Below are 11682 nucleotides of genomic sequence, written 5' to 3' on the forward strand. Positions count from 1 at the left end.
GCCGCAGCGGGCGCTGCCACGCCGAACACGCCCGATTGCGCGACGGAGGCGGACTCGTTCCACTGCTGCTTGCCGTCCGCGGTGTTGAGCGCGACGATCTGATTATCCTGCGTCATCACGTAGACGGAGTTGAACCCGACCGTGGGCGAACCGCGTAGCGGGCCTGCGGGCTTCACGCGCCACTTCTCTGCGCCATCCGCCGCGCCCAGCGCCGCGACTTCGCCAACGCCCGTGGTGATGTAGACGTTTCCGCTATCGTAGCTGACGCCGCCGCCGAACACGGCCTTGCTGTCACCGCCGACGTCGTAGCTTTTGCTCCATACCTTGGCGCCGGTATCGGCGTTGAAGGCGGTGACGACGCCGCTGGTGTCCATCACGTAGAGGCGGCCATCGCCGATCACGGGCGAAGCGGCGAGGCGGCGCTTATTGCTGGAACCGGCGATCTGCGCGGTCCAGATGCGAGCGGGCGACGCGCCCAGCGCCAGGTGCCCGGCTGCCTTGCTGGACGGACCACCGGCCTGCGCCCACTCCGTGTTCGCTTCCGCCGGCGGCAGGATGACGGACACGCCGGATAGCTGCGGATCGACCTTCGCACCCGATTCGATGCGCGAAAGGATCGGAATCCGCTCACCCACGGTGGGTGTCTTGGGTCCACCCTTGCCCTTGAAGATGCCGCAACCGGAAAGCCCCATGGCCAGCGCGAGCAGGACCACGGGAGCGAGTTTACGTGTGTGCATGTGATTGACCTTGCCAGCCAAATTCATTCTCCCGCGCTGCCCTGTGCGGGCGCGCCATCCTCATCCGAAACGGGAACGACATCGTCCAGCGCGTCGTATCCCAGTTGCCCGGCCAGCTGGCGCACGCGTGTGCGCAGACCGTCGGGCTGAGTCTTGTCTTTCGCAATCTTGACGAAAAGAAGGCCGGCCTCCTTCGGCTTGCCCTGCTTCAGGTAGGCCATGCCCACCATCTCGCCCGCCACGCCGAACCAGGCGTTGCCCGGCTGCGCCAGGGCGGAAAGGCGATCCACCACGGTCTGCGGCGGCAGCTTGTCAAACGCGGCGCCAACTTCGCGCACGGTGGCGAGATCACGCACCGGCTGGCCCACGTTCGTGTCGCTGGCGACTTGCGAGTAGAGCTTGGCGGCCTCTTCAGTGCGGCCCTTGTCGAGCGCGATGCCCGCCTGCGCCAGGCGGGCCAGCGCGGCATGGCCGGCATCGGTCTGGGTCAAGGCTGCCAGCTTCTGCTGCGCCTTGGCGGCGTTGCCCGCATCCAGATCGTCCAGCGCCAGCACCAGTTGCTCAGACGCTGCCTCGGCCTCGGCCTTCTGGCGATGATGCCAGAGCAGGTAGGCTGCAAAGGCCAGCAGGCCGATCACGATCGCCGCGATCACCAGCTTGCCGTAGCGGCGCAGGAAGGTTTCGAACTGATCCTGACGCAGCGCATCGTCCACTTCGCGCATGAACACGCCGCTCTGCTCCGACTGACGGCGGGCGGCGGCGGCATTGGTCACCGGGGTCTGCGGGGGTACGGCCAAGTGCGGGCGCTTTCTGGGATGCCTGAAACGTTAGCGGCGCTGTTTAGCGGATGAGCGCCGCAATACAACGGTGATCGTGTTGGTCACACCCCTGTGAAGCGGCGCTGAATGGGACGCTTGGGGCACAAGGCAACCCCGCGGCACCACTCAGGGGAACTGCGCAATGCCCATCGCCTGGGCATAAACCCCGGAATAGGCAGCAATCATTGCCGCTTCATCATAATGAGCAGAGGCATAGGCGCGGTTTGCCGCCCCGACCGTGGCCCGCAACGTCGCATCGTTAGCCAGGCGCAACAGAACATCCGCCAGCGCCGCGTCGTCATGAGGCGCGCAGATCAGCGGCCGGTTCGCGTCCGCCACCATCTGCGCCACGTCGCCCACCGCCGGGGAGGCGACCGGCAGGCCAGCGGCCATGGCCTCGACCACGGAAATGGGGAACTGCTCACTATCGGACGACAGTGCGAACACGTCGAACAGGCCGACCGCCTTGGCCGGATCGGGCGCGAAGCCCGGCAGATGGACGCGATCGGCCACGCCCGAGGCCAAGGCCTGTGCCTTGATCGCATCACGCTCAGGCCCATCGCCCAGGATCACCAGCTGCCACTCTGCCGGCAGCCCGGCGAAAGCCCGCACGAGGCGCGGCAGGTTTTTCACCGCGCGCAGCCCCGCCAGCGTGCCGACCCAACGCTCACCCGGACGCTTGACGATACGTGGCAAGGCGTCGGGCTTGGACTTTTTGGCGTAGGCGGCCAGCGGGATGCCGTTGGGAATCAGGTGAACACGCCCGCGCGGTTGCTGCCATGGCCCCAACGCCACCGCCTCCAGCTTGCGCGACGGCACCACCAGCGCGGCCGCGCGCCCCAGAGCGATGCGGCGATACCAGTTGCGCGTGGCCTTCAGCTTTTCGGCCTCATCCTCGTTGAAGCCGTCCTCATGGTGGACCAGCGGCGGCAGCTTCTGGATATCGCGGAACACGGTGTGGGCCATAACCGCGTCCATCGCGCCCCAATTGTAGGTCAGCACAAGATCGAACGGGCGCATCGCCGCCGCGACCTTCTGCAGCCGGCCCGGCGTGGGCTTGCCGACCAAGCTGGGAAAATCGTCGGGATAGACCACCCTGATCCCGCGATCGACGGCCTGCGCCGCCGCCAAAGCGCCCGGCACGGCGGAGATCACGTGATGTTCGATCCCGCGCCCGAAGGCATTCATCAGCCGCGCCGCGCGCAGTTCCTTGCCGCCGCGATCGAAGCTGGAATGAAGGTGCAGGATGCGCAAGGGACCGGCGATCCTCAGGCCACGCGCGCCAGCAGCCGGTCGATCGCGGCAAACGATTCCGGCTCGCACAAAGTCGGCGCATGGCCGACATCCGCGATCGTGATCGCCTCCGCGCCGGGCAGGCGCTGCACCATTCCCGCCAGCGTGGCGGTGCCCAGCAGGTCGGACAAGGCGCCCCGCAGGATCAGCACCGGCTTACCGGCCAGCGCTTTTAGTGCCGGCCACATGTCCGCCTGCGCGGCCTCCGGATCGATCTGCACGAAGGGCTCGGCGATCTTCATGTCATAGTCGAACACGATGCGGTCGTTGCTGGACAGCGTCATCACGCGCTTGGCCGCGGCGATCCAGAACGGCAGGTCGCGGTTGGGATAGGCACCGCCGTGCATCTCTTCCAGGCCACGGGCGGCGTGGACCCAGGTGGGGAAGCTGCGCCCCTGGCCGACATAATCCTTGATCCGCTCGATCCCCGCGGGTTCCAGATAAGGGCCGACATCATTGATCACCGCCGCGACGACCCGGCCGGGCTGCTGCAGCGCGATCAGCATCGTCATCAATCCGCCCATCGACGTGCCGATCGCCACGAAGCGATCGATCTGCAGTTCGTCCAGCAGGACGGTCACGTCCTCCACATACTGCAACGGGTTGTAGGCGGCGGCTTCGCGCGCATACTCGCTTTCGCCGCGCCCGCGCATCTCGGGGCAGATCACCCGCCACTCGGGCGACAGGCGCTCCGCCAGCTGCTCGAAATCGCGAGCGTTGCGGGTCAGGCCATGAAGGCACACGATCGGCGGACGCCCATCCGCTCCCGGATGCTCCGGCCCCGGATATTCCCGATAGTGCAATTTCAGCCCGTCCCGGCTGGACCAGAACCGGTCTTCGTAACGCGTCATCGCCTCTGGCGCCCTTGATAGCTTCGCCCGGGTTGATCGGCGGGCGCCCTCTCCCCACTATCGCCTGATGCAACGCGAACCGCAAGCGAGTGACTATCGCCCCGGCCCAATGATCGAGGCGATCGCCTCCTGGATCGCCGACCCTGTAGAGGCGGCGCGGTTTCCCCAGCATATCCTGCGCTTCCGCAACGATCGCTGGGCGGCTGCGGTGGGGCTGCAGACTTTGAATGACGAGCAGTGGCTTGGCCATTTCGGACGCTTCGAGCCGCTGCCGGGCAACCTGCCGCAGCCGCTGGCGATGCGCTATCACGGCCATCAGTTCCGCAGCTACAATCCCGAGATCGGCGATGGCCGGGGGTTTCTTTATGCCCAGCTGCGCGATGGACAGGATCGCCTGCTGGATTTTGGCACCAAGGGATCGGGGCAGACGCCCTACAGCCGCTTTGGCGATGGCCGGCTGACGCTGAAAGGCGCGATGCGCGAAATCCTGGCGACCGAGATGCTGGAGGCGCTGGGCGTCAACACCAGCAAGACGTTCTCGGTCATCGAAACCGGCGAATCGCTGCAACGGGGTGACGAGCCTTCGCCCACGCGTTCGGCGGTGCTGACGCGGCTAAGCCACGGGCATATTCGTTTCGGCACGTTCCAACGCCTGCTGGCACTGGAAGAACGCGAGCATATGGCGCTGCTGGTCACCTATTGCTTGGCGAACTACCCCGGCGGCCTACCGCCCGAGGATGTGCCAGGCCGCGATGAGCCCGCCGTGATCCTGATGCATCAGGTGGTGGAACGCATGGCGGACATGGCCGCCTCCTATATGGTGGCAGGCTTCGTCCACGGCGTTCTGAACACAGACAACATGAACATTTCGGGCGAAAGCTTTGACTATGGCCCATGGCGCTGGCTGCCGCAGTGGGACCCATCGTTCACCGCCGCCTACTTCGATCATAGCGGCCTCTATGCCTTTGGGCGCCAGCCCGAGGCGATCCTGTGGAACTGCCAGCAACTGGCCGTGGCGCTGCGATTGCTGGCCGATACCGAGCCGCTGCTGGCCGCGCTCAACCGCTTCGGCGATCTTTATACCGCGGCGATGACACGGCGCTTCGCCTGGCGGCTGGGCGTCGACTCGCGCGGACAAGAAGCGGACACGGCGCTGGTGGGCGCGGCGGAGCGCCATATGCGTGAGCATGGCATCGGCCCGGACGACTTTTTCCTGTGGCATCGCGGCGGACGCAGAGCGGCGGAAGGCGAATTCGGCGAAGTCCTGCGCGATTACTCCGGCGTAGCGATGGACGATCCATTCTGGCAGCGAGACAAGCCGCCCACCCTGGTCATCGAGGAGGTGGAGCGGATCTGGGCCGCGATCGATCAGAACGACGACTGGCAGCCGCTTATGGATACCGTCGCCGATATCCGCCGTCTCGGCGCGGCGCTGGGCGCCCACCCAATCGTTAACACGCCCGGCGTTCATAACCCGGTAGGACTCGGCGTGGCATAGCGGTCTTCCGCGAAAACCCTTGGCAATAAACGGAACATCAACCCTAATGAGCGGCCTGACCACCGAGCACCCGGCGAACGAAAGCAAGGCCCTGCCTCGCGCGCCGATGGCGGTCGAGCTCATCTCGTTCGAACCCGCGACGGGCGCGGAAATGTGGCGCGGCCCGCTGGGCGATGTCGACGAGCAGGTGGCGCGCGCAAGCCGCGCCTGGCCGGCATGGGCCGCGCAGCCGCTCTCCACCCGCATGGAACTGCTGCGCCGCTTCGCCAATGAAGTGCGCAAGGATGCCGAAGCCTTCGCCACCCTGATCGCGCGTGAGACCGGCAAGCCGATGTGGGAGGCCAATGTCGAAGTCGAAAGCGTGATCGCCAAGGTCGAACTATCGATCCGCGCCTACGCCGAACGCACCGCGCAACGCCGGCTAGACAGTGCCTTGCAGGGCACGATGGCGCTGCGTCACAAGCCGCACGGCGTGTTGGCGGTGCTGGGGCCATTCAATTATCCCGCGCACTTGCCTTGCGGGCATATCATCCCCGCCCTGATCGCGGGCAACGCGGTGATCTTCAAGCCAAGCGAAAAGGTGCCTGCCAGCGGCGAGTTCCTGGCGCGCTGCTTCCACAAGGCCGGCGTGCCTGCCGCGATCATGCAATTCTGCGCTGGCGGTCCCGCAGAAGGCCAGAAGCTGGTGGCGCACGAAGGCGTGAACGGCGTCCTCTTCACCGGGTCGGCCCATACCGGCATCACCATCAACCGCCGCCTCGCCGCGCGGCCGGACAAGTTGGTAACGCTGGAGATGGGTGGCAACAACCCGATCGTCGTGTGGGACACGCCCAAGATCACGGACGCCGCCGCGATCGTGGTGCAATCGGCCTTCGCCTCCGCCGGGCAGCGCTGCACCGCCGCGCGCCGCCTGATCGTGAAAGACACCATGATCGAGCCACTGCTGGCCGAGGTGAAGTCCCTGGCGGACCGAATCATCTTTGGCGCACCGTTCGATAGCCCCGCCCCGTTCATGGGCCCGGTGATCGACAATGCCGCCGCCGATGGCCTGACCGAAAGCTTCCTCTATCTGCTCAGTCACGGCGGCCGGGCGATCAAGCACCTGGTGCGCCCCGACGAAGCGCTGCCGTTCCTTTCGCCCGTAATCATCGACGTGACCGCGATGGCAGAAAAGCCGGACGTCGAACTGTTCGGGCCGATTCTGCAAGTGATCCGCGTATCGGACTTCGACGAGGCGATCGCCGAGGCCAACGCCACGCGCTACGGCCTGGTCGCGGCGCTGGTGGGCGGCACGCCGCAGGAATACAACCGTTTCTGGGGCCATGCCCGCGCCGGCATCGTCAATTGGAACCGGCCGACGATCGGCCCTTCCCACTCCGCGCCGGTCGGTGGCACCGGGCTATCGGGAAACCACCGCCCCAGCGGCTTCTATGCGGCGGATTATTGCGCCTATCCAGTCGCGTCCGGCGAAATGGAGCAACCGCGCGCGGCGATCGGCGTAGGGTTGCGATAGAGGCCCGTGCGCAAAGTCTCTGAGACTTCATGCGACTCGAACGAAACGGTGGAATGATGAGGGTAGAGGCGTAAGCTCTGCCTCACTCTCCGCTGGCGATCAGGTCCACTTCGGTCAGCCCGTTCTTCTGCTTGCGCGCGTAGACCAGGTACGACTGTTCACCCTTGCGCCCGCCCAGCACGTGGTCCGCGCCGTCCATGCGATAATCCGCGCCGTAACCGGCTGCCGTCGCGCGGGTGTAGTAATAGTCCACCACGTCCTTGGGCGCGACCGGGCTGACAAAGGTGACCACGCGCAAGTGGCAGCCGCCCTCATCCGTACCCGCCGCGTCCTGCACGGCGCCGCGCGGATAGACCGGCAGGTCCTTGGGCAACTTGGCAGCCCAGGTGGCGGAATACTGCGCTTTCTTCGTGCAGTCGGTAGATGCGGCCTTGGCTTCCTGCGCGGCTTGCGCTGCGGTGGCAGCGCTTTCCACCAGCGCATTTGTGGAGCCGGTCTGCGGTGCGGGTGCGGATTTCAACGTGCCGCCCGCCTGCACCATCGCCTCGTCCTTGGCCGCCGCAATCGCCTCTGGCGAGCGTTTTGCCGCTGGCAGTTCGGCCTGACCGGTCTTTCCGGCGCCGCTGGCGTCGGCCACGTTGGGATCGACCACGATCTGATCGCCCAGCGCGCCGCTGACCGCCGGATCGCTCTCCGCCGGAACCGGCGCGTCCTTGTTGGAATTGCAAGCCGCCAGCAGCAGAAGCATCACGGCGGTGCTGCCGTTGAGCACGAAACGGGCCTTGTTCAACATCGTCGACGCATCCTTACCAGCCGGGCGACCTTCGCCTCGGGGCCTGTCTCACTACTCGGGCCTGCAGGCCCGAGTGCGATCAGCCATGGCGAGGAATGCATAAGGATTTTGGGAAAGTCTTGGTTAATAGCCGCGCCGTCCCGTTCCGGGATGCCCGTGCAACGAACCGTAAACCACGGCCAAGCAAGTAGGCGCGTCTGGCGCAGACACGCCAAGGAGGACGCCCCCGCAGGAGTGGGGGGACGCCCTCCCGGCGCGGTTCGCAACGCTAGAGCGTCGCGGTCACCCCGCCGTTCCCCCGCGCGTCGCCGTCCGCGCGGGAAAACCGGTCATCAGGTATTAGCGGCAGCGCGAACCGCCACGGTCGATCGCGCGACCGGCCAAGGCACCTGCAGCGGCACCGATCACGGTACCCAGAGTGCGGTCACGTCCGCCGTCGATCGAGCGGCCCAGGAGGGCGCCGCCCGCACCACCCAGCAGCAGGCCGGTGGTGCCGCTGCCGCGGCGGCAGTAGTAGCGGCCATCATTACCGCGCCAGTTGCGACCGCTGTAGCGGTAGTCATCGCGGTAGCCACGGCGATAGTCGTCACGATACCCGCGACGGTCACGCCAGTTGTTGTAGGTCTCGGTGCCGGGGGCGGAAAACGTCGTCGCGTTGTCGGCAAAGCTGACGGCAGCCGTGGCAGGGACCGCGGTAGCCAGAGTAGCGCTGGCCGCAGCGAGAGCGGAAATCTTGAGCAGAGTGTTCATCATCGTTTCTCCTTGGCGGCGGCACTGGGGAGATCCGCCTTACGCATTCATCTTTAGACCACTTATTCTGAACAGATCGCAACGCGGTCGTCAGAAACGAAGTTTGCGATGAACCGAGTTTCCACGGTCGATCAGTTGCTTCGCGACACTGCTGATCATAGAGCCCGGCGGATGAACACCACCAAACAGCGCGGCGGCGGATTGCCTTATGCCTTGGCAGCTTACCTATGCTGGGGGCTGTTTCCGCTCTATTTCCGCCTGCTGCATGATGTGCCGCCGTTCGAGTTGGTGGGCTGGCGAATCCTGTTCACCTTGCCGATTTGCCTGCTGCTGGTGGTGTTGCTGCGGCAGGGATCGCAGCTGCGGGCAGCCTTCACTACGCGCAAGACGCTGCTAGCCCTTGCCGCCAGCGCCTGCCTGATCGGGACGAACTGGCTGATCTACGTGGTGGCCATCGCGACTGACCATGTCTTCGCGGCAAGCTTGGGTTATTACATCAATCCGCTGATGAACGTGGTGGCCGGCACGCTTTTCCTGAACGAGAAGCTGACGCGGCGGCAATGGATCGCGGTGGCCCTGGCCGCGATCGGTGTCGCGATTCTGGCGCTGGGGGCGCTCAACACGTTGTGGATCAGCATGGGGCTGGCGGTCAGCTTCTGCGGCTATGGCCTGGTGCGCAAGCTGACGGCGGTGGACGCGCTGCCCGGCCTGACGGTGGAGACGCTGGTGCTGGCCCTGCCCGCGCTGGCGCTGGTGGGCTGGCAGGCCGCCCAACCGGCCGGCATCTCGCTGGGCCATTCCACCACGATCGACGTGACGCTGGCCGCAGCCGGCGTGGTCACGGGATTGCCCCTCATGCTGTTCGCCGCCGCCGCCCGGCGGATGAGCTATTCCACGCTGGGCTTCGTGCAATTCCTGGCGCCCACGCTGATCTTCGTGCTGGGCGTCTTCGTCTTCCACGAGCCGCTGCGGCCGGTGCAGCTCGTCAGCTTCGTCTTCATCTGGGCGGCGATCGCGGTGTTCTGCTGGGATCTGCTGGTCAGCCGCAAAGCGCGCGCGTCCGCGTCGTAAAGCTTATAGCGCGCCGGCGAATCGCAGGGGTTCACCCTGTGCCTGGTTGGCCAACTGGCCTTCCCACATCGCAGACTCGCCGCGAATGATCGTGCCGACGACGCGGCCTTTCAATTCCATGCCGGTGAACGGCGACCAACCGCAGCGGCTTTCCAGCCAGTCCTCCGCCACGGTGAAAGTGCCCTTGCGGTCAACCACGGTGAAATCGGCGTCATAGCCGGCCGCGATGCGCCCCTTGCCCACCAGGCCGAACACGCGCTGCACGCCCGCGCTGGTCATGTCGATCAGCCGCTCCAGCGTCATGCGGCCACGGGCGACATGATCCAGCATCAGCGGCAGCAGCGTCTGCACGCCGGGCATCCCGCTGGGGCTGTTGGGATAAATCTTGTTCTTTTCCTCGATCGTGTGCGGCGCGTGGTCTGAGCCCAGTACATCGGGCACGCCCTGGTTCAGCCAGTGCCACAGCCCATCGCGATGCGCGCCCGAGCGGATCGGCGGGTTCATCTGCGCATATGTGCCCAGCCGCGGATAGGCCTCTTCGGCCGCGAGGGTGAGATGCTGGGGCGTCACTTCGCACGTGGCGACATCGCGGTGGTGGGACAGGAATTCCAGTTCGGCGGGCGTGGTGATGTGCAGCACGTGGATCGGCCGCCGCGTCTCCCGCGCCAGGCGCACGATGCGCCGCGTGGCCAGCATCGCGCTTTCATCGTCACGCCAGACGGGGTGGCTGGACGGATCGCCCTCCACCCGCTCGCCCTTGCGGTCGTTCATGCGGGCCTCGTCCTCGGCGTGGATGGCCACGCGGCGGCGACCGCTGGCCAGCACCCGCGCCAGCGCATCGTCCTCCGCCACCAGCAGGCTGCCGGTGGATGCGCCCATGAAGATCTTCACGCCCGCCGTGCCGGGAATACGCTCAAGCTCGGCCAGGTTCTCGGCATTGTCCGCCGTCGCGCCGACGTAGAACGCATGGTCGCAGAACATGCGGTGATGCGCGCGCGAAAGCTTGTCCAGCACGCGATCGGCGGTGTCGGTGGTGGGATTGGTGTTGGGCATTTCGAACACCGCGGTGATGCCGCCCAGCACCGCGGCGCGGCTGCCGCTTTCCAGGTCCTCCTTGTGCTCCAGCCCGGGCTCGCGGAAATGGACCTGGCTGTCGATCACGCCGGGCAGCACATCCAGCCCGGTGCAGTCGATCCGCCGGGCCGCATCGGGATAGCTGCCGATGCCGATGATCTTGCCCTTGCGCACGGCGACGTCGGCATGGATCGATCCGGACGGCGTGTGGACGAGGCCACCGGTGAGGACGAGTTCGGGTGCGATGCTCATGGCGCGGCCTTTCGGTAGCGAATCGTTGGGCCACGTCTGTCACGAACCGGGGCCTGTAGGACAGTCCTTATTGACCCGTGCAGCTGTGGCTGGATCGGCATCGCACGGTCAGATTGTGGAGACGACATTTTCGGCGAACAGCACGCTGGCTTGGTGCCTCCTGGCGCCGTCTTCGATCAACGTATCGCCCCACCAGTCTGGCGGGGGAAACGGCTGTTCGTGCCCGAACAGGACCGCACCCAACCGGATCGCCATTGCGCAGACCACTCGCTCACCGCCGTTGTTCCGGGCAAAGGCCAGCACGTGTTCGGCCCGCTTGCCGAACACTGAAAGCGGCTCGTAATCGCCCTCCCGGATGGCGGCGGACGTGCGGCGCAAGTCCAGCAAATCGCGCGTCAATCGCAGCTTTTCGGCGCCCGTGCCGCTCTCCAGCAAAGCCTGCCGGGATGCGAAGTCCACCGGACGGCGATTGTCGGGATCGACCATGGAATAGTCCATCAGCTCGCAGCCCTGATAGATATCGGGAACGCCGGGCGACAGCAGGTGCAGCACGGTCTGCGCCAGTGTGTTCGCAAGCGCCGGAGCCGCCAATTGCGCCATGAACCGACCGAAATCCTGCTGGAACGTGGGGTCGTCCAGCAGAGCGGCGGCGAGATCGTGGCACTGCCCCTCATACGCTTCGTCCGGGTCCTCCCAGGATGAGCGCAGCTTGGCTTCGCGCAAGGCCTTGCGTTGCCAATCGTGCAGGCGGGGCAACAGCGTATCATCCCCCGGCTCCCATGCGCCGACCAGGGTCTGCAGCAGCAGGTAGGCATCGGCAGGATCGACACCCGGTGCGTGCCGGGCCGCCAGCGCCAGCCAGTCTTCCAACCGGCGTGACCATTCCTCCGGAATCGCGCTCAGCACCGCCAGCCGGGCACGCGCATCCTCGCCGCGTTTGTGGTCATGCGTGGCGGTGGCCAGCATTGCGAACGGCGTTCGTTCGGCCCGGTGCTGCATCGCCTGGTGAAACGTCGCGATCGGGCAGGCCAT

At 66.2% G+C, this 11682-nt stretch carries 10 protein-coding genes and 1 pseudogene; 3 read left to right on the forward strand and 8 right to left on the reverse strand.

Annotated features, from left to right (window positions below; translation table 11 throughout):
• The 4 genes from ACHWRX_RS04775 to ACHWRX_RS04790 form a co-directional block, all read right to left on the reverse strand.
• Positions 1 to 737, reverse strand: a 737-nt coding sequence (locus tag ACHWRX_RS04775; protein ID WP_394658293.1) for a PQQ-binding-like beta-propeller repeat protein, incomplete at its 3' end; no start/stop codon positions are given.
• A 23-nt stretch (positions 738 to 760) separates the two neighbouring features.
• The gene (locus tag ACHWRX_RS04780; RefSeq protein WP_394658294.1) at positions 761 to 1534 is read right to left on the reverse strand and encodes a tetratricopeptide repeat protein; all 774 of its coding nucleotides are present in this window, start codon (positions 1532 to 1534) and stop codon (positions 761 to 763) included.
• 147 nt (positions 1535 to 1681) lie between these two features.
• Positions 1682 to 2809, reverse strand: a complete 1128-nt coding sequence (locus tag ACHWRX_RS04785) for a glycosyltransferase family 4 protein (RefSeq protein ID WP_394658295.1) — start codon at positions 2807 to 2809, stop codon at positions 1682 to 1684.
• A gap of 14 nt (positions 2810 to 2823) precedes the next feature.
• Positions 2824 to 3699, reverse strand: coding sequence for an alpha/beta fold hydrolase (locus ACHWRX_RS04790; protein ID WP_394658296.1), 876 nt, complete (start codon positions 3697 to 3699; stop codon positions 2824 to 2826).
• Positions 3700 to 3766: 67 nt separating this feature from the next.
• Between ACHWRX_RS04790 and ACHWRX_RS04795 the strand changes: the two genes are divergently transcribed.
• Positions 3767 to 5197, forward strand: coding sequence for a protein adenylyltransferase SelO family protein (locus ACHWRX_RS04795; protein WP_394658297.1), 1431 nt, complete (start codon positions 3767 to 3769; stop codon positions 5195 to 5197).
• A 106-nt stretch (positions 5198 to 5303) separates the two neighbouring features.
• Positions 5304 to 6710 carry a succinylglutamate-semialdehyde dehydrogenase gene (locus tag ACHWRX_RS04800; protein ID WP_394658301.1) on the forward strand — a complete coding sequence of 469 codons (1407 nt, stop codon included), beginning with the start codon at positions 5304 to 5306 and terminating at the stop codon, positions 6708 to 6710.
• A gap of 82 nt (positions 6711 to 6792) precedes the next feature.
• Here ACHWRX_RS04800 and ACHWRX_RS04805 read toward each other — a convergent pair whose 3' ends face one another.
• Together ACHWRX_RS04805 and ACHWRX_RS04810 are read right to left on the reverse strand one after the other, a co-directional pair.
• Entirely contained in the window at positions 6793 to 7503 is a 711-nt protein-coding gene (locus ACHWRX_RS04805) for a hypothetical protein (RefSeq protein ID WP_394658298.1), read from the reverse strand.
• 339 nt (positions 7504 to 7842) lie between these two features.
• Positions 7843 to 8253: a glycine zipper 2TM domain-containing protein gene (locus ACHWRX_RS04810; RefSeq protein WP_183616086.1), complete on the reverse strand. Its 411-nt coding sequence runs from the start codon at positions 8251 to 8253 to the stop codon at positions 7843 to 7845.
• 171 nt (positions 8254 to 8424) lie between these two features.
• Here ACHWRX_RS04810 and rarD point away from each other — a divergent pair, with 171 nt between their 5' ends.
• A complete protein-coding gene (gene rarD / locus ACHWRX_RS04815) occupies positions 8425 to 9324 on the forward strand; it encodes an EamA family transporter RarD (RefSeq protein ID WP_394658299.1) in 900 nt (299 codons plus the stop codon).
• A 3-nt stretch (positions 9325 to 9327) separates the two neighbouring features.
• Here the strand turns inward: rarD and ACHWRX_RS04820 are convergent, their stop codons facing one another.
• Both ACHWRX_RS04820 and ACHWRX_RS04825 read right to left on the reverse strand, forming a co-directional pair.
• Positions 9328 to 10650, reverse strand: coding sequence for a dihydroorotase (locus tag ACHWRX_RS04820; protein WP_394658300.1), 1323 nt, complete (start codon positions 10648 to 10650; stop codon positions 9328 to 9330).
• A 108-nt stretch (positions 10651 to 10758) separates the two neighbouring features.
• Positions 10759 to 11682 (reverse strand): annotated as a pseudogene (locus tag ACHWRX_RS04825) (malto-oligosyltrehalose synthase); the annotation flags it as partial.

It is taken from the genome of uncultured Novosphingobium sp. (assembly GCF_964277725.1).
Classification (GTDB): domain Bacteria; phylum Pseudomonadota; class Alphaproteobacteria; order Sphingomonadales; family Sphingomonadaceae; genus Novosphingobium; species Novosphingobium fluoreni.